The sequence below is a fragment of the Anseongella ginsenosidimutans genome, from assembly GCF_008033235.1.
Classification (GTDB): domain Bacteria; phylum Bacteroidota; class Bacteroidia; order Sphingobacteriales; family Sphingobacteriaceae; genus Anseongella; species Anseongella ginsenosidimutans.
On record NZ_CP042432.1, the window covers coordinates 1,615,687 to 1,637,884 of the forward strand.

Consider the following 22,198-nt stretch of genomic DNA (forward strand, 5'->3'; position numbering starts at 1 on the left):
GGCCGTATCAGTTGGCGTGGATCCGGGCTGTTTCGCCTATTTTCGAAAAATCGGCGCCGCATTTTCCGCAGCCGGAAGCGCAGCCTCCTGCACCTGGTTTCGGCCGGAACATCCGGTAAACGATCCTTCCCACGTAAAATAATGCCGCGGCAAATAACACGCCTACAATAAATACCTGGACATCCATATCGCAAAGATAACAAGAAACGCCGGAAAATACCTACCTTTGCGGCGAAATTAAAAATGAATGCAATCAATTAGAAATATTGCCATTATCGCGCACGTTGACCATGGAAAAACGACCCTGGTGGACAAAATACTGCACACCTGCAACCTTTTCCGGGACAATGAGGAAACCGGGGACCTGATCCTCGATAATAACGACCTTGAACGGGAAAGAGGAATTACCATCGTTTCCAAGAACGTTGCCGTTAATTATAAGGGTGTAAAAATCAACATTATTGATACTCCGGGCCACGCCGATTTCGGCGGAGAAGTAGAACGGGTACTGAAAATGGCCGACGGAGTGCTTCTCCTGGTGGACGCCTTTGAAGGCCCCATGCCGCAAACCCGTTTTGTCACGCAAAAGGCACTCTCCCTGGGCTTGAAGCCAATTCTTGTGATCAATAAGGTGGATAAGGAAAATTGCCGGCCGGAAGAGGTCCATGAAGCGGTTTTCGAACTTTTCTTTAACCTGGAAGCCACGGAAGAACAGCTGGATTTCCAGACCATTTACGGTTCGTCGAAACAAGGCTGGATGAGTACAGACTGGCGGCAGCCAACGACCGACCTTACTCCGCTGCTGGACCTGATCCTGGAAGAGATTCCTCCTGTACCGGTAAAAGAAGGAACGCTGCAAATGCAGATTACCTCCCTTGATTATTCGTCCTTCGTAGGCCGTATAGCTGTGGGAAGAGTTGCCAGGGGCGTTATCCGGGAGAACATGCCGGTGTCGCTTGTGAAAAAGGATGGAAAGATCGTAAAGAGCCGCATAAAGGAATTGTACACTTTTGACGGTCTTGGAAAATTAAGGGTCCAGGAAGTAAAGGGAGGCGATATCTGCGCCGTTGTTGGTGTGGAAGGCTTTGAAATAGGCGATACCATCGCTGATTTTGAGAAACCGGAAGCGTTGCCGGGCATCAAGATTGATGAGCCCACCATGAACATGCTTTTCACGATAAACAACTCGCCCTTCTTTGGGAAGGAAGGAAAATACGTGACCTCGCGCCACCTGCGTGACCGCCTGTTCAAGGAAACGGAAAAAAATCTTGCCCTTAGAGTAGAGGAAAGCGATTCACCCGATTCCCTCCTGGTATACGGGCGAGGTATCCTGCATCTTTCCGTACTGATTGAAACCATGCGCCGGGAAGGCTACGAATTGCAGGTAGGCCAGCCTCAGGTGATCGTGAAGGAAATAGACGGCGTAAAATGCGAGCCGGTAGAATCGCTCATCGTGGACGTGCCCGCTGAAAGTGCGGGAAAAGTCATTGAACTCGTGACCCAGCGAAAAGGCGAAATGAAAGTAATGGAACCCAAAGGGGACCTCCAGCACCTGGAATTCGAGATCCCCTCACGGGGTATTATCGGCCTCAGGAACGCTGTACTTACCGCAACTGCCGGGGAAGCCATTATGGCCCACCGCTTCAAATCTTACGAGCCCCTGCGGGGCGAAATCCCGCAGCGTCTCAGCGGCGTCCTTATTTCCATGGATAAAGGATCGGCCACGGCTTACCGTATTGACAAACTGCAGGACCGCGGAAGGTTTTTCGTAAGCCCGGGCGATGAAGTTTACGAAGGCATGATCATCGGCGAAAATTCACGCGATAACGATATGGTGGTGAATATTACCGAAGGCAAGCAGCTGACCAACTTCCGGACTACGAGCAAAGACGACGCCGCTAAAATTGCCCCGGCCGTAAAGTTTTCTCTCGAAGAAGCCCTGGAATATGTCCAGAACGACGAATACGTGGAAGTAACCCCGCACAGCATGCGCCTGCGGAAGATCGTCCTTAAAGAAACCGACCGGAAACGGAAAAATTAATCCACTTAGTTCAATTAGTTCAAAGTTCCAATTAGTTCAAGGTTCCAGGTTTAACGGGAACAGTTTGTAGTTTTTAGTTTTTAGTTGGTGTCGCGTTCCGGGTTCACGATCCAGGTTCAAAGTTCAAAGTTTAACGTTCAAAGGGAACAGTTTAGAGTTTGTAGTTTATAGTTGGTGTCGCGTTCCGGATTCACGATTTAGGTTCAAAGTTCCAGGTTCAAAGGGAACAGTTTAGAGTTTGTAGTTTATAGTTGGTGTCGCGTTCCGGATTCACGATTTAGGTTCAAAGTTCCAGGTTCAAAGGGAACAGTTTTATAGTTTTTGGTTTTAAGTTTGTAGTTTGTAGTCTTTAGTTCGTGTTACGTTCCGGGTTGGTTTCAGCTGGAGGTCCAGGAAGCGCGATTGCAAGCAACTTGAAACTTTGAACTTGAAACTTTAAACTGTTGCGAAGCAACAATTGCGAAGCAACGATTCTTTATGAGCAATTACCGTCTTAATCCTTCTTTGTTTTCTACGCGGTACCTGCATTTGCGGGAGCTGAAAAAGTATACGCTCCGGTTGCTGGATAAGTATGACCCGCGGAAAGGGGAAAGCCTGCTGCTTGACTTTGGCTGCGGGGATATGCCTTACCGGGAAGTGATTGGGCCCCGGGTGGGGCGCTATGTGGGTGTTGACCTGGAGATGAATCCGAAGGCCGAGCATCATATTGATTTTGACAGCAAAACCAGTCTTCCGGACGAATACGCGGATATCATCCTGTCCAACCAGGTGCTGGAACACGTGGACTCTCCGCAGGGATACCTGCAGGAGGCGAGAAGGCTGATGAAGCCGGACGCTGTGATGGTCCTTAGTACGCACGGTTACTGGTTTTATCATCCCACGCCTAATGATTACTGGCGCTGGACCAGTGCGGGGTTGCGCAAAACTATTGAGGCAGAAGGTTTTGAAATAATGGAATTCAGGGGCATCATGGGGCTTATTTCAAGCGGACTGCAGTTATTCCAGGACGGTGTGGGTAATAAACTTCCCGGGGTGCTTAAATCGGCCTGGGCGTTGGTGATGCAGACCGTGATCCGGGGCGCCGACAAAATGAATTCCCAGGCGCAGAAAGACCGCGACGCTTCGCTTTACATAATGGTTGTACGGAAAAAGAACTGATGCAAACGGCGGGTCAGCAGCTTACACTTTGCATTATTAAGCCCAACAAGGTCAATTACTCTGAACCTTTTGTCGAAGCCCATATACAGCGTCTTCCCGGTAATAAAAAAGTGGTTTACGGAGGGTTTTTTCCTCTGTTCCGCCATGATGGCTCCTTTCTTATCCGGAATAAATTAAAGCTGGCCCTCTACCTAATTCAAAAGCGTATCCTGGGGCAAAAGTCCATCCCGGTACGGGATAAAGCCTTTGCTTCCTACCTGAAAGAAGAAAAAATCGATATCGTGCTTGCTGAATATGGACCAGCCGGCGCCCTTGTCACGGAAGCTTGCCGGGAAGCCGGCGTTCCGCTTGTGATCCACTATCATGGGTTTGATGCCCATGACCGGGAGGTTTTGGCGGAATACGGGGAGCTTTACCGGGAATCCTATGACTATGCAGCAGCGGTAGTGGGCGTTTCGGAAGATATGTGCAAAGCCCTTGAAGACCTGGGCTGCCCTCCGGAGAAGGTCGTTTACAATCCATACGGTGTGGATCTCGGGCTTTTTTACCCGGTGAATGTAAGCGCTTCGCCAATTAACTTTCTTTCCGTCGCACGCTTTGCCGAGAAGAAGGCGCCCCACCTGACCATACGAGCCTTCGCAAAGGTCAGGAAAAAATACCCGGAAGCCAGGCTGATCATGGCGGGTATCGGGCCCTTGTGGAAGCAGTCGAAAAGCCTGGCGGCGGAGCTGGGGCTGGAAGGAGCAATTGATTTTGCTGGTGTCCTTAGCCATGAAGAAGTATACGAACTGATGAAAACCAGCCGCGCTTTTGTACAACATTCGGTCACAGCTGCCGGAGGGGATTCGGAAGGCACGCCCAACAGCATTCTGGAAGCCGCCGCTGCCGGCCTGCCCGCGGTAAGTACCCGGCATGCGGGCATTAAGGAAGCGGTATTGCATGAAAAGACCGGCTTCCTGGTGGAAGAACAAGACGTGGAGGGCATGGCTGCCTACCTGTTAAAGCTGGCTGGGGATGCTTCGCTGGCTGCTGCCCTTGGCGCGAATGCCCGCCTGCATATGGAAGAGAATTATTCCTTTGATCACCGGATCGGCCGGCTCTGGAACATTATTTGCCGCAGCAGCGAGGCGGGCGAGAATGCCTGGCCTTGAGATAAGCCCTAATTCGCTATTTTTGTTCCCATGAAAAAAATCATCCAGCGTTTCCTGAACCGCTATGGTTACCATATTATAAAATTCGATAAGAATAATCCGCCCTGGGAATACCCGGCTGATTTCGGCGGGGAACTCCGGGGAATCATCGAAAAAGTGAAGCCCTACACCATGACGCTCCCCGAAAGGCTCTTCGCCAATTATGAAGCGGTCAATTACATTACCCGGAACGGGATTGAAGGTGCCATTACCGAATGCGGGGTCTGGCGCGGCGGCAGTACCATGACCATGCTCCACACCCTTCTTAACAGGCAGGATACCAGGCGGGAGATTTTTATGTACGATACCTTCGATGGTATGTCGGAACCGGGGGAAGAAGATAAAGCCTATTCAGGCGATCCTGCAGCCCTCCTGCTGAAGAACAGCGACAAGCATGATCCGCGTTCGGTCTGGTGTTACGCCTCCCTGGAAGATGTGCAGCGCAACGTGCTTTCCACCGGCTACCCGCAGGAGCGGATCCACTTTGTAAAAGGGAAAGTAGAGGATACCATTCCGGCAACGATTCCCGAAAAGATCGCCATTCTGAGGCTGGATACCGACTGGTATGAGTCTACCCTGCATGAACTGGAACATTTATATCCCCGCCTTCAGCCAGGAGGGGTACTCCTGATTGACGATTACGGCCATTGGGAAGGCGCCAGGAAGGCGGTGGACGAATACATCCGGGAAAAGGGCCTTCGTTTATTGCTTTGCCGTACGGATTACAGCGGAAGAATTGCGATAAAGCCAAATTAATGGGCATTGTAAAGCGACAGGGGTTCTATAATTCGGTCATGATCTATGCCGGACTGGCGATGGGTTATGTGAATACCATTCTCCTGATACCCCGGGCGCTGGACATTGAAGAAGCTGGTCTTTACGGCGTTTTCCTGAGCATCAGCCTTACTTTTGCCCAATTACCCACTTCCAGTATTACCAGCCTCATCGGGCGGTTTTTCCCTTACTTCCGGAGCAGTGATAAAAAGCATAAGGGTTTTGTCTCGCTGGCCGGTACTGCCGCGCTGGCGGTATTTGCGCTTTTTGCTATTCTGTTCATCGCCTTGCGAAAACCGGTGCTTGAATTCTATGAAAAAGGATCACCTTTCCTGGGGGAATACTATTATCTGGTACTCCCCATGGCCTTTTTCATCCTGTGGTTCAGTATATTCGAAGTGCTTGCCCGGGCAACGTATAAAACAGTTTTCGCTACCTTCCTCCGGGAATTCTTCCTGAAGTTCGCTTCCTCGGCCGGCCTGCTGCTCGTATTGTTCGGCTATATGGGTTTCAGCAGTTTCCTGCTTTATTATATCCTGGCTTACGGCCTTATTTGCGTTTTCCTGTTATTCCAGCTGATAGCTTCCGGGGAATTCCGCTTTTCCTGGAAAATGAATTTTAGCCGGCAGCAGGGCCGGGAATTTTTGCGCTATGGTTTTTATACCATGCTGGCTGGCACTCCCTGGGTGCTGATCCAGAAGATCGACCTGAATATACTGAGCCATTATGCCCTCCCGGCGGTGTTGGGCGGGTACTACCTCTATTCCAATATGTCGGCTGCGATTGGCATTCCCCGCAACGCCATGAATAAGGTCACCTACCAGATCGTGTCGGACGCCTGGGAGCGGAACGATCTTTCGAAAATTGATGAAATTTACCGGAAAACATCGGTGGTGCAGCTGCTGATGGGTTCCCTGCTCTTCATAGGTATTATCGTGAACCGGGATAACCTGTTCAGCCTCATGAGTAACGAAGACTATTTTCCTTATTTTCCTTTGTTTTATTTTTTGGGGCTGGGGCAGCTGGTGGATATTACCGGCGGGCTGAACGCCCATATTATTTCTATTTCGCCCCGGTACCGGACCGGTACACTGCTGGTATTTCTTGCCTGCATCTTCTGTGTAGGCCTCAACTTCCTGCTGGTTCCCGTTTACGGGGGAATGGGGGCCACCTTCGTCTATTTTCTGACCATGCTCATCTATAATTTCAGTACCTGGTGGTTCCTCCGCAAGCAATATAACCTGCAGCCTTTTTCAGGCAAACACCTGTACATCCTGGCCTTTGCGGGGATTGCTTTCCTGGCTGGGCGCTACCTGCCTTACCTGGGCCATATCCTGATTGACCTGCCGGTCCGGAGCCTTCTCACGACGATCGTATTCGCGGTTCCGGTGCTGGCTTTCCGCGTGTCGGAAGATGTAAATGAACAGTTTTGGCAACTTCTAAAGAAAGCAGGATGGAAAAGAAGTTAAGGATACTTTTTCTGCTGGGCGGCTTGCCCCATTACTTCAAGCTTCTGCTGAACAAAATGAACAGCCTGGAAGACATGGAAGTGATGCTGGTGATGCCCGGTAAAAGAGGCGCCACCCTGGGTTCCGGAGTGCATGAAAGCCGGGAAGGAGCGGATTTTAAACTATTTGAGCTGGAAGAGCGCCAAGCCTGGTACGGGAAGGCCGCCTTCAGTGGCCTCCGCCCCTTGTTAAAACGGGAGAAGCCGGACGTCCTGGTCGTTGGCTGGCCGTACATGCTGCAATTCTTTTTTGACCCTTTACTTCCCCGCTTCCTTCGTAAAAATAATATCCGCCTGGTTTACCGGGATATTCCCTTCAATATGCCCCCTACGGAAAGGCGGGCGAATACTTCCGGAAACAGCGGGTCAGGCACGAAGCCGGCGGCGAGGGCCTGAAAAAGGGATTAAAGGCTTACTGGGCTTTTGTACTGCTCACTGAAATCAGGAAGCGTTACCTGCACATGGCCGATGCGCTGATCTTTTATGTGGATACCGCTTTTGAGCTGATGTCAAGTTACGGTATTCCGCGGGACCGCGTTTTCATCACCGCCAATTCCCCCGATACCGACCGTCTCCTGGCCACTTTTGAACGTGTGCGGCAACAGCCGCTGCTTCTTTCGCCCAATCCGCAGCGCCTGATCCATGTGGGCCGCCTGGTAAAATGGAAGCGGGTAGACCTTATCCTGGAAGCTATTAAGGACCTGGAAGGTCTGTACCCCCAAATTGAGCTGGTGGTGGTAGGTTTCGGGCCGGAAGAAGCCGCGCTAAAGCAACAGGCGGAAAGCCTGGGAATAGCCGGCCGGGTTACTTTTACGGGCGGCATTTATGACGAAGTGGTGCTGGGGCAGTACCTTCATGCATCGGCGGTGTACGTGCTGGCCGGCATGGGCGGACTTTCCATTAACGATGCCATGTGTTTTGCAAAGCCGGTGATCTGTTCCGAGGCGGACGGAACGGAAAAGCGCCTGGTCCGGGAGAATATTAACGGAAAATATTTCGAAAACGGGGATGCCGCTGACCTTGCCAGGCAGATCTCCTTTTTCATTGAAGACCCGGCCCGTGTACGCAGTTTCGGCGAAAACTCACTGAAAATCATCCGCGAAGAAGTCAATATACATACCGTACTGCAGGAGTTCCGCCGGGCCTTTCAGTACGCGGTTGATCAGGGCGGCAAGCAGAAATAGCCCCGGCCTGCGGCGACCCTATACTGCGGCCCCTATGCCAGGACGCGGGGCGACAGGCAAAAAATAGCCCCGGCCTGCGACAACCTTATACCTGCGGCCTCTATGCCAGGACGCAGGGGGCAGGCAAAATAGCCCCGATCGGTTTAATTCAGGCCCCGATCGGTTTAATTAAAGGTCCGATCGGTTTAATTAAAGGTCCGATCGGTTTAATTAAGGCCTGATCGGTTTAATTCAGGGGCGGTTAATCCTTCAAAAGGAAAGCTTCTGAAGCTCCTCCACGGTAAAGGCTCCCTCGCGGTCTTTCAGCTTTTCCCTTACGCGGGCCACATCTTCGGCCGATACCAGTCCGGCGTTATTGTTCCAGGCATTCCTGACGAAACTGAGTATCTGCGCCACGTCACCGTCAGATAAAGCGTCGTTGTTGCCTATTCCGGGCATTTCCCCGGCAATTTCCTTTTGGTCATATACATGGCCGTTGACTTCAATGGGGCCGGTCAGGCCGAATAGTACAATGGCCGCCAGGCGGTTTTTATCGCCGGTGACCCATTCGGAGCGGTTCAGGGGAGGCGCCATGGACCGGATGCCCTTTCCATCGGCTCCGTGGCAGGTTTGGCAGATATTCTTAAATAGTTCCCGGCCCCTTGAAAGCTCCTTGAGCAACTCCTTTTTCAGCCTTGCCTGCTCTTTTTCCCTGATGTCCTGCAATACCTCTTCCAGGTGCTTCTTAATGACAAGCGTGGTGTCCGTGTTCCAGCGGTTCAGTTGCTCCAGGAAATCTGCTTCCCTTTTATGGAGATTGCTGATAACCGCATCGGCTACATAGGCATCATTAGGGTATTGCTTTGCTAGTTCCAGCAAGAATTCGCCGGCTGCGCCAGGGGCAAAGGCATGGATAGCCGGTAACAGGTAGGCAAGGTAGGGCGCCAGTTTAACATTGGCGGCAAGAGGCTTCAGGGCCTCCAGGATGGCCGCGTGATTAGCGCGGGTAACGACGGACGGGATGGCCGTCAGCGCCTGGGCGACCAGGACCTCGTTATTGCTTTGCAGGAAAGGTTTCAGATCGTTCCATTCCAGGGCATATAAGCCTTCCAGGGTCCAAAGCGTATGGATGAGGCCCGTTTCATTGCCGCCGCTTTTCAATTTTTCCCGCAGGAGCGGAATGCTTTCCGGATGACGCCGGTCAACGATCAGTTGCTGTGCTTTGTCGCGTACCCAGCCGTTCTCATGATCCAGCAGGGCAATAAGACCGTTAATTTCAGAAGGAAAGGTTACCCGCTCCGGTTCTGATCCTTCAGGAATGATCTTGTAGATGCGGCCCCGGTTAAGCGGATCGCTTAATTCGCGCTCGCTGATCTCGTTTTTGAGATAATCGGTTAGATAGGTCACGTGTTGTATAATGCCGCGGTACATGTCCACCAGGTAGAGCGCCCCGTCAGGGCCATTATAAGCGCTCACCGGGCGGAAGCGCTCATCGGTACTTGCCAGGAATTCCTTGTTTTCATAGGCTTGTTTCCCGGAAACATGGTTAACCTGGTAATGAATACTGTCCCGCTTTACCAGGTTGGCGGAAGGTTCCGGCACAAAGGCATTCCCGGCATATTCCCTGCCGAACAGTCCCCCCTGTAAATGACCGGCCCGCTGGCTGCCGTAAAATTGACCAGGCGCAGGCTATCGCTGAGCATGCCCTCCAGGTAGCCACGGTTAATGCCTGTGTTGGGCCGTATGGGATACACCCTGTTATTGGGGACGATATTTTCACTGTAACCGGCTACGTCCTCCTGTGAAGGATTTGCCGCTCCGAAGCGCGGCGGGAAATAATCGCCCAGCAAGTTGGCCGAATTATGATTATAAAACAGCCTTCCCTGGTTATCCTGAGAAATACCCCACTGCCCCCTGAATACCGTCCTTTCGATCAGCCAGCGGTCTCCCTTTTTCCGGTAACGTTTTGCAGACTTAGCGTTATAGATCCAGTTATCCAGCGCCCTGTACAGCCCGTTTGGCTGGTGTTCCACGTTGCCGCCCGCCGCATATTCGGGATCCACCAATGTCTTTTTCCCCGCCTGCCCGTTATTGTTTTCCACGAACCACAGCTTAGGCGGCTCGGCCACCAATACACCGTCCTCTATGAGGCAAATGGCCCTGGGCAATACCAGGGAGTCCATGAAAACAGACCGCTTGTCCATCCGCCCGTCCTGGTTGCTGTCTTCCAGGATAGCGATGGTCCCCGTAGGCGCGTCTTCGCCCGTGCCAACGGTATCCGGCATATAATTAGGCATTTCTACTACCCATATTCGCCCTTTTTCGTCAAAAGTCATCGCCACGGGCGTTCTGACGTCCGGCTCGGAAGCCACCAGCTTTATCTCAAAGCCCTCTTCTATACGGAAGTGTTCCAGCGATTCTTCGGCGCTGAGTACCGGCGATTCATCATATTTTTCGCGGATAGCGAGGGAGTCGGCAAGGCGCTTTTCTTCGGGAGTTTGCTTAGGTTTGCAAGAGGTTACGACACTGATAACAAAAAGTGAAACAGCGATCAGGCGGAGCTTATACATTTATTGGTTTTTAAAAACAAGCGCTAAATATAATGATTTCAACACATCCGGCACAATGTTCGCCATTGTTATCACCGGAAAGGAAAGGGTTGAAAATAAACGGGTTTTAAAGGCCTTTTTTGTTATTTTGGAGTTTTCCTGCTCATGTTCCGGCGCTGGTCCGGAGCGGATTCAGGCGGATTTATTATAAAGAAGCAATTGAGAATAGTTCACGTTAATGCATACGATGGGAACGGCGGGGCCGGCCGGGCCATGATGAGGCTTCACCATGCGTTAAAGCATACAGGCGCTCAATCCGACGCCCTTTGCATGTACCAGTTTGATCCCCATTCGGACGTGACACCCATCTATCGGAACTGGTGGGGTAAATTACGTTCAATCGCTACCATTTTTGGCGAACGTTACCTGGGAAAAGCGCTGGCGCCCAGCCGGGGAATCCCTTTTTCCCTTCAAAAAATGGGGCTTCCGGTTCACAGGCATCCTTTAGTCCTTAACGCAGATATTATTCACCTTCACTGGGTAAACCACGGTATGCTCGCGCCCCGCCAGATGAAAAAGCTGCTGGAACTGGGAAAGCCGCTTGTTTGGTCGCTGCATGACTGCAATCCGTTTACCGGGGGTGCCACGTAAGGTATGATTGCCGGCGTTATGAAATCAGCTGCGGAACTTGTCCGGCATTAAACAGCCGGAGCAGCAATGACTGGTCACACCGCACCTGGAACGCGAAGGCAAAGGCGTATGGCCGGGGACGCATCACCTGGGTAGCCCCCAGCAGCTGGATGGGCGAATCGGTCCGGAAGGCCAGCCTTGCCAGGGGGAATGAAGTAGCCGTAATTGGAAATGCCCTGGAAACAAACGTGTTCCATCCCGGAGATCGTCATAGTGCAAGGCAGCAACTGGGGATTTCACAGGATGCCTTTGTCCTGCTGGCCGGCCATATGCCTTCCAGCACGGATCGTCATAAAGGCGGAGCTGAACTGATACAGGCCATCCGGCGCTTCCGGGAGCTTCCTGGAGTGGATCACGCTAAAATATTACTCGTTTTTTTTGGTGGCAAGGACAGAGACGAGGCGGATTCCTGGCCCTATCCGGCCCATTTTGCCGGTAAGATCGGACAGGAAGAAAAACTGGCCGGTTATTACCAGGCTGCTGATGTTTTTTTATTTCCTTCTCTACAGGAAAGCATGGGATATACTGCGTTGGAAAGCCTGGCCTGCGGTACCCCCGTGGTGGCTTTCAGGACATCCGGCGTTACGGATGTGGTATTGCATGAGGAAAACGGCTACCTGGCTACTTTAGGGGATACGGATCAATTTGCCGAAGGAATCAGCTGGATATATCACCATCCTTCCCGCGGCGAACTTGCTTCCAGGGGTGTGGCCCATGCCACGGGCCATTTTGAATCCGGGCTGATCGCAGAAAAACACCTGGCTTTATACAAGCGTTTATTAAAAGCAGATTGAAAAACAGCCAATGAGTACTGATATCCATCTCAGCGTTATCACGGTCACGTTTAATTGCCGGGAATTGCTTCCCCGAACGTTGGAAAGCGTGCAGGCGCAGGCTTTTTCATCCATAGAACATATTATCGTAGACGGGGCTTCCACCGATGGTACGCTGGAACTTATCCGAGAAAATGAGGCGTACCTGGGCGCCTGGATATCTGAACCGGATAAAGGAATCTACGACGCCATGAATAAAGGGCTTCGAATGGCGCGCGGGAAATACGTGCTTTTCCTGAACGCGGGCGATACATTTTACTCCGAAGGCACGCTGCTGGAGGTGTTTTCGGCACCAGCTGCCGGCGAAGCGAGTATCGTTTCCGGCGAAGCGATTTCCGGTTCCGGTGAAGCGATTTCCGGTTCCGGTGAAGCAAATACCGTTTTCGGCGAAGCGAATTCCGGTTCCGCGGATATTTATTACGGTCAAACCAAGCTCACCGACCTGGAAGGCCGGATCACCGGTGACCGCCGGTTAAAGGCGCCGGAACAACTTAACTGGCGAAGCTTCCGGTACGGAATGCTGGTGTGTCATCAGTCTTTTATCGTGCGACGCGCCATTGCCCCGGAATACGATCTTTCCTGGCGGATCTGCGCCGATATCGATTGGTGCATACGCTGTATGAAGGCGGCTGAAAAAATAGAGAATACGCATTCCTATATCTCCTGCTTCCTGGAGGGGGGCATTTCACGACAGCAGGAAAAGAAAGCCTGGAAGGAGCGCTTTGCTATCATGAAGAAATACTACGGCCTGGGCGAAACCCTGCTGTCCCACCTGTATATTGCCTTCCGTTTCCTGAGGCATTAGTACAGCAACTGTTCATAAATACGGCAACTTTCGTAAATTCAGGGACGCTTGATCGTACACGCGGCAGGTAGCCCGGACGCTGTAATTAGTGATTGCCGCATCAGGCGGTTTCCCTGCGCCGGTTCCCGAAATAAATTCCGCCTCCCAGTAGCAGTACCAGGAGAATGGAACTCACGAGCGATACTTTTTCCCCGGCATAATAAGCCGTGGGATGAAAGCGGAACTCCACAGTATGTTTCCCGGCGGGAAGCTGCATGGCCCGCAATACGTAATTTGCCCGGAAATAAGGATGTTCCTTGCCGTCCACATAGGCTTTCCAACCCTTGTCGTAATAGATCTCCGAGAACACGGCGATCCTTTCGGCAGGACTTTCATATGAATACGTGAGTTTTTCGGGATGGTAACTGGTGAGCCGGATGCTGGCATCGGCCGAATCCAGCTGGATGATCTTTGAAATATCAATCTGGTCGCGGAAACGCTCATCAACTACCGCCGTCGTGCGAGGAATAGCGACCGTCAGGGCTTCTATTTCTTCATTGGCATCTGCTACGAAACGTACCCCGTTCACAAACCAGGCATTTCCAAGAGCATCCGGGTTGCGGTGAGCAATAATCTGCTGGCTGGCGCTGTCAGGAACAATGAAATACTTAGTGTTCAGCATATTGATCACGTTCATATTCCCTTTGGCAATCTGGTGATCCACCAATTCCTGGTAACGGTGCAGTTTGGCGGCATGGTAGCCGCCGATGCTGTAATGATAATAGGACGCGTAGGCGCTCTGGAAAGCTCCGCCGCGGGCCGAAAGGTCATATACCCTGAAATATGTGCTGTCCTGCAGGATCTGCTGGTCCGCGGGACGCAACGGAAAGAACTGCTCCGTCTGGCTTTTTGCAACAAAATCCTCCTCATTCAGGAACCGTTTGTTCACGGTCCACAGATCGGCAAGCAGCGCAATGCCAAGCAAAACGATCACCGTCTGCGTTTTCAGCTTTCCCTTGAGGAAAGCCCACAGGATGCCACCTGCTATGGCCGTAAAGACCAGGGAACGAAGCGCATCCATCCGGAACATACTTTTCCGGTCGGCAAGCAGCGCGTTTTGAAGCTGGTCGGCAAAGGGGATCTGGGCAAAACGCTGCGCATCATAAGGTGAGCTGAAGCTAAAGAACAGGCCCGGAACGGCCAGCAATACCAGGTAAATTCCTCCAAGCGCGTATAAGGTGTACCTGAAATTCTTTTCCAGCTCTTTCCTGCCGGTTTCAGGGGTATCAAGCAGCTGCTTCAGCGCAATAAGCGCCAGCAGCGGTATGGTAAGGCCGGCCACCATGAGAATGGACTCTACGGCCCTGAACTTATTATAAAGCGGAAAGTAATCAAAGAACAAGTCAGAGAACCATTGCATATGCCTTCCGAAAGAAAGCAGCACCACCAGTACCGTGGCCAGCAGCAAGCCCCATTTCAGCGGCCCTTTGACCAGGCTCAGGCCCAGGATAAAAAGAAAAAGGGTAATGATCCCAAAGTAATAGGGGCCGGATGTGAAGGTTTTATCCCCCCAGTAGGTGGCATAACCGATCGCGGCCGGCTGCGCGGTGATCTGTTCAGCCTGCACGGGAGGAATATTGTTCCTGACCAGGGTTTCATATAACTCCGAATTTTTGCCCACCGGGTAGTTGGTGGCGGCGCCGTAGGCGTTCGGAATAAAGAAAGTGATGCTTTCGCCAATTCCCTGGCTCCACTGGTAGGCATATTCTTTGTCCAGCCCGCCGGTAGATTCCTGCCCCGTCACTTCGGCGGTCAGTTCCGATTTCCCGCGGATGGTCTCTTTTGCGTATTCATAATTGACCCAAAGGGAACCAAAATTGACCCCCACCGCCAATACGACGGCTCCGAGCAGTACGAGGGATGACCGCAGGAAAGCAGGGAACGTCTTATTGCGAACCGCAAACACTAACTGTACCGCCATGAATACCAGGATGACCAGCATCAGGTAATAGGTCATCTGCAAATGGTTGGCCCTGATCTCCAGCGCCAGGAACGTAGCCGTTAGCGCCGCGCCGGTGATCAGCCTTCCCCGCAGCGCCAGCAGAATGCCGGCAATAATAGGAGCAAAATAGGCCACGGCAACCGCCTTTGTACTGTGCCCGGCCTCCAGGATAATGAAATTATAAGAAACGAATGCAATGGCAATGGCTCCCAGCGCAGCCAGCATCGGTTTCATACGCATAGTGCAAAATAGCAGGTAGGCCCCCAGCAGGTATAACAGGATAGTATGAACGGGATTGGGGAACAAGCTGTTCCAGAAACGAATGAAATAAGAGGCAATATTGGAAGGGTATTCCAGCCATATCTGGAAAGAGGGCATGCCGCTGAACATGGCATTGGTCCATAAAGGAACTTCGCCTTCCAGTTCCTTGTATTTGACCAGCTCCGACGACATGCCTTTCATCTGGATATTATCGGATTGGGCAAGCTCCTGCCCGTTGAGCAGGGGGCTGAAATAGATAAAGCTAAGTGCCAGGAAAGCCAGCACCACGTAAAGGTGCGGTAAAAGTTTGCTGAAGCGGTCGTTCATTCGATCTGATTTTTAACGGGTCAGCTTGCTGCCGTGTTAACTACAGCGCTGGTCTTTCGACCTCCGGCTTGTGCCGGTTTCTTCCCCGTTTGTTTCAAAATCAAAAATAGGAATTAAGACCGCAGTTCAAATAGGTAAATTTATTCCTTTTTCGCCTTGACTTCTTCAAATTGCACGAATTCTCCCGGTACGCCGGCGCCGCCATTCTTTTCCTTCTTTTTCGGGGGAATATACTCCACCCGGATATTACCTTCTTCCGGTTCCGGGCGCCTTGCAGGTTCCTCGTACTGCTGCGTGAACTGAGATCCCATTTTACGAACCACCATTCGCAGTAAGCCGGGAAGCAAGGCTCTGAAGAGCAGTCGTACTAAAAAGAAAATGGCAAAGAATACAACGAGAAATTGTAAGAATTTCATTATTATCCGAATTTTTCCCTGATCAGTTTTTCCATGGCGAACAATTCGTCCCGGAGTTTTGCCGCTTTGAGGAAGTCCATTTCTTTGGCGGCTTCCTGCATTTGACGACGCGTTTTTTCAGCGCTTTTCTCCATCTGGGCTTTGCTCATGTACTGGATCACAGGATCAGCCAGGATATTCGTTTCTTCGCTTTCAACGTATGGCTGCTGCACCCCGCCCTTGAAATCCACTACAGAAGTTTGACCAATGATCGCCTCTTTCTCTTTTCTAACGGTTTTAGGGGTAATATTGTGTTCAATATTATAATTTATTTGCCTTTCGCGGCGCCTGTTGGTCTCGTCAATGGTCCGCTGCATGGAATTGGTGATCTGATCGGCATACATGATCACGCGGCCTTCCTCGTTTCTCGCTGCTCTCCCGATCGTCTGGATCAGCGCTGTTTGCGAACGAAGAAAGCCTTCCTTGTCCGCATCCAGGATCGCAACCAGGGACACTTCCGGAAGATCCAGTCCTTCCCGCAGCAGGTTGATCCCCACCAAAACATCAAATTCTCCCAGGCGAAGCCCGCGTAATATATCTACCCGCTCCAGCGTCTTAACTTCCGAATGAATATACCGGCTGCGGATATTCAGCCGGGCAAGGTACTTGGTAAGTTCTTCCGCCATTCTTTTGGTAAGCGTGGTAACCAGTACGCGATCCCCTTTTTTTACCGTAACGTCAATCTCTTCAAGAAGGTCGTCCACCTGGTTCGAGGCCGGGCGTATCTCAATAACCGGGTCGGTAAGTCCTGTCGGCCGGATCACCTGCTCCACGATCACCCCACCTGTCTTTTCCAGCTCATAATCAGCAGGGGTGGCGCTCACATAAATAGTCTGCGGCGCCAATTGCTCAAATTCGTTAAAGTTCAGCGGCCGGTTATCCAGCGCCGCCGGAAGCCGGAAGCCATAATCCACCAATGAGAGTTTCCGCGAACGGTCGCCCCCATACATGGCCCTGAGCTGCGGAATCGTCACATGGCTTTCATCGATCACCATCAGGTAGTCCTCCGGAAAATAATCAAGCAGGCAGAAGGGCCGCATTCCCGGCGGCCGGCCGTCGAAAAAGCGGGAATAATTCTCAATACCGCTGCAGTAGCCCAGCTCACGCATCATCTCCAGGTCATAATTCACCCGTTCTTCCAGGCGCTTGGCTTCCATAAAGCGCTGTTCGTTGACAAATTGCTGCTTGCGGTTTTCCAGTTCCTCCTGGATGCCCCAGATCGCCTTCAGCATTCGTTCTTTTGGCGTCACGAACAAATTTGCCGGAAAGATGGCCACCGTGTCATATTTTTCCAGCGTCCGGCCATTAACAGGGTCAATCGCGCTCAACTCTTCTATTTCGTCCCCGAAAAAGGAAACGCGATAAGCATAATCCGCATACGCCAAAAATATGTCAACCGTATCCCCCTTTACCCTGAAGGTCCCCCTCCGGAATTCAGCCGCCGTCCGGGAATACAGTAGTTCTACCAGCCGGTGTAAAAAAGCATTCCGGCTAACACGGGTCCCTACACCCACCCGGAAGATACTGTTCGAAAAGTCTTCGGGGTTGCCCATACCATAAATACAGGAAACGGAAGAAACCACGATCACATCCCTGCGGCCCGACATCAGCGCCGAAGTAGTTTTAAGCCGCAGCTTTTCTATTTCCTCGTTGATATTCAGGTCCTTTTCAATATAAGTATTGGTTGAAGGCATGTACGCCTCCGGCTGGTAATAATCGTAATAGGAGACAAAGTAATTCACGGCGTTTTCCGGGAAAAACTGTTTAAACTCTCCGTAAAGCTGTGCAGCAAGGGTCTTGTTGTGACTCAGCACGAGGGTTGGCCGCTGCGTCTTTTCGATCACATTGGCCACCGTAAATGTCTTCCCCGAACCCGTAACCCCCAGCAATACCTGGAAAGGCTCCTGATTTTCCACCCCTTCCACCAGCTGCCGTATCGCTTCCGGCTGATCACCAGTGGGTTTGAAATGTGAATTGAGTTGAAACTGCATTCTTACAAAGGTAAGAATTTTTCAACGAGCAAACGCCGGTCCTCGTGCCGCAAAAATCGCTTTTAGTTCAGATCATCGTACAGCCACACCGTTCGCTATCTTAAATATCGGAACCCTTTGAATATCCCGTCTTAACGATCAGGTTATCGCTTTGATGTTGCATGATTGTTATGAAGATGCAGCGCAGCCCTGATCTTTTCCACTTCTGATTCAGTCATTTCCGTTAGCCGGGCAACCTGGCTGTCGTCAAGCCCCAGCTGCACGATAAGATTTCTCGCAAGCTGCTGTTTTCCCTTCATGATTCCCTTCTCCATTCCGACTTTCATCCCTTCCTCTCTTCCTTCCTCCATAGCCATTAGAATCATTCCCTTTTTAATTCCTATTGGTTCTGTTCTTCCCATTGGTTCTGTCCTTCCTTTAATTAATAAATCTTTTTGCTTTTCAAATTGTTCGTCGAGGCTTTTGTCTTTAAAGCTTATGTAGTTTTGTAAGAACATCAATACTGACTCGATTTTCTTTTTGGGAAAATTTTTTCGAAGCAGCAATTTCATGATATCTATTTTCAGCTCATAAAGTCTCGCATCCGTTAGCTTCTTTCCCTTTAGCGCCGTTTTGGCTATTAGTACAATGAGTGCGAAAGGGTTTTCGCTTCTTTCAAGCGCTGTTTCGTCCTGTTCCAGTATCTTATAGGTGTTATAGATATATAAGAGCCTGCTACCCCTGCACGCCATTTCAAAGCGGTCGGGATGAAAACTTTTATTGTCCTCTGTTAAAATAGCGAATGCTGTTACCGGTTTCTGGTGTTTATCCAGGATACGTGAAAAATACTGGAACATCCGGTAGGGAAAATTGTCTTGCTTGTATCCCTGAATCTCAATATGTATGAGTATGCATTCTTCCTTTCCCTGCCGGTTAAACACCTTGACTAATTTGTCTACCTGCCTTGGAGCGTACTGTTTGTTATCCGGAGGAAAAAGTTGTTCAAGCTCCTTATCTAACCATTCGAAACCACTTTCCAAATCAAAATAGTGGCGGGCATCCGGGAAAAAGAAATCCAGGAAGTCGTCAAAAACGTCTTCCAATACCCATTTCCACAAAAGATCATCTTTGCCGTGGTAATTGCTAGCCTCGTCCGCGTCTTCCACCATCATGTTCCGCCGCTTCCACTCCCTTTCGCCGGATGGCAGAATAACACTCCCGTATTTTCGCGTAGCATTCCCGGGCTCGTAAAGAATTTCTCCGGATTCCGGACGAACGTCCCCGGGATAAAACTTCAAAATAAATACTGTAATATCATAAGTCATTGTTTGTTGATTTAGGTAGTTGGTTGAAATGATGAACCAAAAATAACCGCTTTATTTCGCCAATCAAAGCCGTAAAACCATAGCGGGTGAGGTTTTTTAGGCGGCGCTTTTCTTGTTAACACTATCTTAATAATTTCCGCAAAATCAGGTAACACAATAGCACGATCTTTGCGTTGGATAAGCAATTGATTAAGACCGGAATGTGGTATTTTTTAATCATGCTTTTATTCCTGGCTGCAGTATTTTACCTGAGCCCTTATGAATTGCTTATCGACGAAGAAGACGATTGATCAATTAATTTGTTGAGTACGGTAATTCAGCCTAAAGCCAGCCTGCTGGTGCTTCCTGCATCAGACGGGACCTTCGTCTTCTTTTCCAACCAGTTTCCGGAAATCAAAATTTGTATTCATGACTGAACGTAATGTCGAGATGGTAGTGATCTCCGATGTACATCTGGGTACGTACGGCTGCCATGCAGTTGAACTTCTGCAGTACTTGCGGAGCATTCGCCCCAAGGTGTTGGTGCTGAACGGGGATATCATAGATATCTGGCAGTTCAGTAAACGTTACTGGCCCGACGCGCACATGCAGGTGATCCGTAAGATCATGAAATTTATTACCGAGGATGTCCAGGTGTTTTATCTGACGGGAAACCACGATGAAATGCTGCGTAAGTTCGCCGATCTCAAGCTGGACTCCTTTCAGTTGAAAAACAAGCTGGTGCTGAATATAGGCCAGGAAAAAGTATGGCTGTTCCATGGCGATGTGTTTGATGTCACCATGCAGCATTCTAAATGGCTGGCAAAGCTGGGGGCGTTCGGTTACGATAGCCTTATTTTGCTGAACAGCTTCGTTAACTGGCTGCTGAAAATGGCTGGCCGCCCGAAAATGAGTTTTTCCCGGAAAATAAAAAGCAGCGTCAAAAGCGCCGTAAAATTTATGAGTGATTTTGAAGCTACGGCGGCTTCAATTGCTATAGAGAACGGTTATGATTATGTAATTTGCGGACATATTCATCATCCGGAGATCAGAAAGGTGAAGACCGAGTCCGGTTCAATTACCTATCTGAATTCCGGCGATTGGGTAGAAAGCCTTTCTGCCCTGGAATATGACGAAGGTAAATGGAACCTGTATTATTACAAACCGGAGCATTTCGCCAGTGAGAAAATGGCCGCCGTTATTCATGCATAATTAATTGAAGATCCTTTACGCGATACAAGGCACAGGGAACGGACACGTAAGCCGGGCAAGGGAGATCATCCCGCACCTGGAAAAATACGGTGAGCTTGACCTTCTTCTTAGCGGAACCCAGGCAGACGTCGGCCTCTCGCAGCCCCTCCGGTGGAAATTACACGGATTCAGCTTTGTTTTTGGCAAAGGAGGGGGTGTTGATTACCTCAAAACCTGGCGCACGATGGACCTGAAGCAATTCCGGAAAGATGTAAAGATGCTTCCCCTTGAAGCTTATGATATTATCATAAACGATTTCGAACCCCTTACTGCGTGGGCCTGCAAACTCAGGAAGATTCCCTGTATAGGCCTTAGCCACCAGGCATCCTTCCTTTCCAAAGCTACGCCGAGGCCCGCGAGGCGGTTGCCTCATTATGCTGAAAGTCTTTTCAAATACTATGCGCCGGTTAGCGCTGCCATCGGTTTTCATTTTCAGCAATATGATGATTTCATTTACACTCCCGTAATCCGCAGAGAGATCAGGGCGCTCCTCCCGGAAAACAAGGGCCATTATACCGTTTATCTCCCGGCACATGACGATAAATTAATGGTAAATATTTTGAAACAGGTTCCGGCAGTAGAGTGGCAAGTTTTTTCAAAACACAGTAAGGAAAGCTTTCGCCGGGAAAATGTGCTGGTGCAGCCGGTGAGCAATGAATTGTTCAATCAAAGCCTGGCTTCCTGCGAAGGTCTGTTAACCGCCGGGGGATTTGAAAGCCCGGCTGAGGCGCTTTTCCTGGGGAAGAAAATTTTTTCCATACCTATGATGGGACAATGGGAACAGCAATGCAACGCGGAAGCACTCCGTAGGATGGGGGTGCCCGTCGTGAAAAAAATAGGTAAAGACTTCGTTACTATACTGAAAGACTGGGTAGAAAATGGCCCTGTAATCCGGGTAAACTTCCCTGATCATACTGAAGCCGTAATAGAGCGGCTTTTCCGGACTCATTCCTTCAGCTGGAGGAAAAAGTCCTGAATGCTTACTCCCAGGTATCCGCAGATCCGCTGAAGTGTGGAAACAGATATATTCTGCTTTCCTGTTTCAATTCTCGCAATATGAATGTTTGTGTGAAGGTAAAAGTCTTCCTGGGTAATACCCGCGTTTTTCCGTAGTTCTTTTATCCTTAGGGCGATACTTAACAATAGGTGCCGGTGCTGTTTGCCAAGCTCAGGATAAACAAGGTCTTCGGATACATCTAGTAAATATTCTCCCATTTATACCGATTTAATTTTCATTGCGTAGCTTTTTCATTTAAAGGTACGCAAAAATAAAAAAGAGAAGTCAATAAAATGGCGACAAAATGACAAATATGTCATATTGCATAGAAGAGTTTTTGACGAAAATTTTGCAACTAGCTAATCAATAGCCAGTTAAAGAATCCTTATCAGATGTTAATTTTTATTAATCTTTCCGAAGAATTCTTTTACCGAAATTTTGAAATAAGCGCAGATCCTATATAGTGTATTAATTGAGATATTAAACTTTCCCGTCTCTATCCGCCCAATATGTATGTTCGTATCTTCATAGAATTTTTCCTGGGTAACTCCCGCTTTTACCCTGACCTCCCGGATATGGAATGCAAGTTCCAGGAGGAATTCTTTTTCTTCCTGCTTTAACAAACGATTTGCTTCCTTCCCTTTTACTCGCTTCCCTTTTGAATGTAAAGGTTCTTTCATAGGCCCATAAGGTTAATTTGAAAACCGAACCAGTTAAATTCGGGATAAAACTATCCTTAATCCCAAAATCTGACAATTACAAAAAAGTAAGTTTCTTATCCCGCCTTTCCGAAGAAATGAAAGCTTATAATTAAAAAGACAGCCTGAAGTGGCTGAAAAGTCCTTATTTCACTTTTTTTGGCTGGAAAGCAAATGGTCCAAGCAATGAAATAAACTGACATATATGTAATTGTCCTTCTGGTTTTGCGGATGTAACTTGCAA

General features: G+C 49.9%; 20 protein-coding genes and 1 pseudogene. 12 read left to right on the plus strand and 9 right to left on the minus strand.

All coding sequences use genetic code 11. The features are described from left to right. Positions 1-7: 7 nt before the first annotated feature. The gene (locus FRZ59_RS06830) at positions 8-187 is read right to left on the minus strand and encodes a FeoB-associated Cys-rich membrane protein (protein WP_132130045.1); all 180 of its coding nucleotides are present in this window, start codon (positions 185-187) and stop codon (positions 8-10) included. 60 nt (positions 188-247) lie between these two features. Between FRZ59_RS06830 and typA the strand changes: the two genes are divergently transcribed. The 7 genes from typA (at position 248) to FRZ59_RS06865 (ending at position 7,854) form a co-directional block, all read left to right on the plus strand. Beyond that, positions 248-2,041, plus strand: a complete 1,794-nt coding sequence (typA, locus tag FRZ59_RS06835; protein WP_132130044.1) for a translational GTPase TypA — start codon at positions 248-250, stop codon at positions 2,039-2,041. 477 nt (positions 2,042-2,518) lie between these two features. Further along, entirely contained in the window at positions 2,519-3,199 is a 681-nt protein-coding gene (locus tag FRZ59_RS06840; protein WP_132130043.1) for a class I SAM-dependent methyltransferase, read from the plus strand. Continuing rightward, on the plus strand, positions 3,199-4,350 hold the full coding sequence (locus FRZ59_RS06845; protein ID WP_132130042.1) for a glycosyltransferase: 1,152 nt from the start codon (positions 3,199-3,201) through the stop codon (positions 4,348-4,350). The genes FRZ59_RS06840 and FRZ59_RS06845 overlap by 1 nt, the downstream gene beginning before the upstream one ends. A 30-nt stretch (positions 4,351-4,380) precedes the next feature. Next, positions 4,381-5,145: a TylF/MycF/NovP-related O-methyltransferase gene (locus FRZ59_RS06850; protein ID WP_132130041.1), complete on the plus strand. Its 765-nt coding sequence runs from the start codon at positions 4,381-4,383 to the stop codon at positions 5,143-5,145. Beyond that, positions 5,145-6,632 carry a polysaccharide biosynthesis C-terminal domain-containing protein gene (locus FRZ59_RS06855; protein ID WP_132130040.1) on the plus strand — a complete coding sequence of 496 codons (1,488 nt, stop codon included), beginning with the start codon at positions 5,145-5,147 and terminating at the stop codon, positions 6,630-6,632. Before FRZ59_RS06850 ends, FRZ59_RS06855 begins: the two co-directional genes overlap by 1 nt. After that, positions 6,617-7,066, plus strand: a complete 450-nt coding sequence (locus FRZ59_RS06860; RefSeq protein WP_147698256.1) for a hypothetical protein — start codon at positions 6,617-6,619, stop codon at positions 7,064-7,066. Before FRZ59_RS06855 ends, FRZ59_RS06860 begins: the two co-directional genes overlap by 16 nt. Before the next feature lie 65 nt (positions 7,067-7,131). Further along, complete coding sequence (locus FRZ59_RS06865) at positions 7,132-7,854, plus strand: glycosyltransferase family 4 protein (protein WP_147698257.1); 723 nt, start codon at positions 7,132-7,134, stop codon at positions 7,852-7,854. Between the two features lie 249 nt (positions 7,855-8,103). Here FRZ59_RS06865 and FRZ59_RS06870 read toward each other — a convergent pair whose 3' ends face one another. Together FRZ59_RS06870 and FRZ59_RS06875 are read right to left on the minus strand one after the other, a co-directional pair. Continuing rightward, entirely contained in the window at positions 8,104-8,994 is an 891-nt protein-coding gene (locus FRZ59_RS06870; protein ID WP_432417395.1) for a c-type cytochrome, read from the minus strand. Between the two features lie 213 nt (positions 8,995-9,207). Next, positions 9,208-10,403: pseudogene (locus FRZ59_RS06875) on the minus strand (DUF7133 domain-containing protein); the annotation flags it as partial. Between the two features lie 198 nt (positions 10,404-10,601). Here FRZ59_RS06875 and FRZ59_RS06880 point away from each other — a divergent pair. From FRZ59_RS06880 to FRZ59_RS06890, 3 genes are all read left to right on the plus strand, one after another. Then, on the plus strand, positions 10,602-11,033 hold the full coding sequence (locus FRZ59_RS06880; RefSeq protein ID WP_147698260.1) for a glycosyltransferase family protein: 432 nt from the start codon (positions 10,602-10,604) through the stop codon (positions 11,031-11,033). 149 nt (positions 11,034-11,182) lie between these two features. Then, entirely contained in the window at positions 11,183-11,866 is a 684-nt protein-coding gene (locus FRZ59_RS06885) for a glycosyltransferase (protein WP_147698261.1), read from the plus strand. 10 nt (positions 11,867-11,876) lie between these two features. Then, entirely contained in the window at positions 11,877-12,710 is an 834-nt protein-coding gene (locus tag FRZ59_RS06890; protein ID WP_132130036.1) for a glycosyltransferase family 2 protein, read from the plus strand. A gap of 100 nt (positions 12,711-12,810) precedes the next feature. On the opposite strand, the gene FRZ59_RS06895 is transcribed toward FRZ59_RS06890, so the two are convergent. The 4 genes from FRZ59_RS06895 to FRZ59_RS06910 all read right to left on the minus strand — a co-directional run bounded on the left by FRZ59_RS06895 (position 12,811) and on the right by FRZ59_RS06910 (position 19,029). Next, the gene (locus tag FRZ59_RS06895; RefSeq protein WP_132130035.1) at positions 12,811-15,279 is read right to left on the minus strand and encodes a YfhO family protein; all 2,469 of its coding nucleotides are present in this window, start codon (positions 15,277-15,279) and stop codon (positions 12,811-12,813) included. A 140-nt stretch (positions 15,280-15,419) separates the two neighbouring features. Next, positions 15,420-15,695 carry a DUF4834 family protein gene (locus tag FRZ59_RS06900; RefSeq protein WP_132130034.1) on the minus strand — a complete coding sequence of 92 codons (276 nt, stop codon included), beginning with the start codon at positions 15,693-15,695 and terminating at the stop codon, positions 15,420-15,422. A gap of 2 nt (positions 15,696-15,697) precedes the next feature. Further along, positions 15,698-17,725, minus strand: coding sequence for an excinuclease ABC subunit UvrB (gene uvrB / locus FRZ59_RS06905; RefSeq protein ID WP_132130033.1), 2,028 nt, complete (start codon positions 17,723-17,725; stop codon positions 15,698-15,700). Between the two features lie 143 nt (positions 17,726-17,868). Next, positions 17,869-19,029 (minus strand): RpnC/YadD family protein, encoded by a 1,161-nt coding sequence (locus FRZ59_RS06910; RefSeq protein ID WP_132130032.1) that lies wholly within the window; start codon positions 19,027-19,029, stop codon positions 17,869-17,871. Between the two features lie 408 nt (positions 19,030-19,437). Between FRZ59_RS06910 and FRZ59_RS06915 the strand changes: the two genes are divergently transcribed. Both FRZ59_RS06915 and FRZ59_RS06920 read left to right on the plus strand, forming a co-directional pair. Then, a complete protein-coding gene (locus FRZ59_RS06915; RefSeq protein WP_132130031.1) occupies positions 19,438-20,220 on the plus strand; it encodes a UDP-2,3-diacylglucosamine diphosphatase in 783 nt (260 codons plus the stop codon). Between the two features lie 4 nt (positions 20,221-20,224). After that, the gene (locus FRZ59_RS06920) at positions 20,225-21,235 is read left to right on the plus strand and encodes a glycosyltransferase family protein (RefSeq protein ID WP_132130030.1); all 1,011 of its coding nucleotides are present in this window, start codon (positions 20,225-20,227) and stop codon (positions 21,233-21,235) included. Here FRZ59_RS06920 and FRZ59_RS06925 read toward each other — a convergent pair. Both FRZ59_RS06925 and FRZ59_RS06930 read right to left on the minus strand, forming a co-directional pair. After that, positions 21,205-21,474, minus strand: a complete 270-nt coding sequence (locus tag FRZ59_RS06925) for a helix-turn-helix domain-containing protein (RefSeq protein WP_132130029.1) — start codon at positions 21,472-21,474, stop codon at positions 21,205-21,207. The genes FRZ59_RS06920 and FRZ59_RS06925 overlap by 31 nt on opposite strands. A 177-nt stretch (positions 21,475-21,651) precedes the next feature. After that, complete coding sequence (locus FRZ59_RS06930; RefSeq protein WP_132130028.1) at positions 21,652-21,936, minus strand: helix-turn-helix domain-containing protein; 285 nt, start codon at positions 21,934-21,936, stop codon at positions 21,652-21,654. Between the last annotated feature and the right edge of the window lie 262 nt (positions 21,937-22,198).

What these genes read in the sequence shown, in the direction of transcription:
- FRZ59_RS06900 (WP_132130034.1), bottom strand. Translation starts at nt 15,695, where the DNA reads ATGAAATTCTTACAATTTCTCGTTGTATTCTTTGCCATTTTCTTTTTA.
- FRZ59_RS06865 (WP_147698257.1), top strand. Translation starts at nt 7,132, where the DNA reads ATGGCCGATGCGCTGATCTTTTATGTGGATACCGCTTTTGAGCTGATG.
- FRZ59_RS06915 (WP_132130031.1), top strand. Translation starts at nt 19,438, where the DNA reads ATGACTGAACGTAATGTCGAGATGGTAGTGATCTCCGATGTACATCTG.
- FRZ59_RS06885 (WP_147698261.1), top strand. Translation starts at nt 11,183, where the DNA reads ATGGGCGAATCGGTCCGGAAGGCCAGCCTTGCCAGGGGGAATGAAGTA.
- typA (WP_132130044.1), top strand. Translation starts at nt 248, where the DNA reads ATGCAATCAATTAGAAATATTGCCATTATCGCGCACGTTGACCATGGA.
- FRZ59_RS06910 (WP_132130032.1), bottom strand. Translation starts at nt 19,029, where the DNA reads ATGACTTATGATATTACAGTATTTATTTTGAAGTTTTATCCCGGGGAC.
- FRZ59_RS06855 (WP_132130040.1), top strand. Translation starts at nt 5,145, where the DNA reads ATGGGCATTGTAAAGCGACAGGGGTTCTATAATTCGGTCATGATCTAT.
- uvrB (WP_132130033.1), bottom strand. Translation starts at nt 17,725, where the DNA reads ATGCAGTTTCAACTCAATTCACATTTCAAACCCACTGGTGATCAGCCG.
- FRZ59_RS06925 (WP_132130029.1), bottom strand. Translation starts at nt 21,474, where the DNA reads ATGGGAGAATATTTACTAGATGTATCCGAAGACCTTGTTTATCCTGAG.
- FRZ59_RS06930 (WP_132130028.1), bottom strand. Translation starts at nt 21,936, where the DNA reads ATGAAAGAACCTTTACATTCAAAAGGGAAGCGAGTAAAAGGGAAGGAA.
- FRZ59_RS06890 (WP_132130036.1), top strand. Translation starts at nt 11,877, where the DNA reads ATGAGTACTGATATCCATCTCAGCGTTATCACGGTCACGTTTAATTGC.
- FRZ59_RS06860 (WP_147698256.1), top strand. Translation starts at nt 6,617, where the DNA reads ATGGAAAAGAAGTTAAGGATACTTTTTCTGCTGGGCGGCTTGCCCCAT.
- FRZ59_RS06830 (WP_132130045.1), bottom strand. Translation starts at nt 187, where the DNA reads ATGGATGTCCAGGTATTTATTGTAGGCGTGTTATTTGCCGCGGCATTA.
- FRZ59_RS06845 (WP_132130042.1), top strand. Translation starts at nt 3,199, where the DNA reads ATGCAAACGGCGGGTCAGCAGCTTACACTTTGCATTATTAAGCCCAAC.
- FRZ59_RS06850 (WP_132130041.1), top strand. Translation starts at nt 4,381, where the DNA reads ATGAAAAAAATCATCCAGCGTTTCCTGAACCGCTATGGTTACCATATT.
- FRZ59_RS06840 (WP_132130043.1), top strand. Translation starts at nt 2,519, where the DNA reads ATGAGCAATTACCGTCTTAATCCTTCTTTGTTTTCTACGCGGTACCTG.
- FRZ59_RS06895 (WP_132130035.1), bottom strand. Translation starts at nt 15,279, where the DNA reads ATGAACGACCGCTTCAGCAAACTTTTACCGCACCTTTACGTGGTGCTG.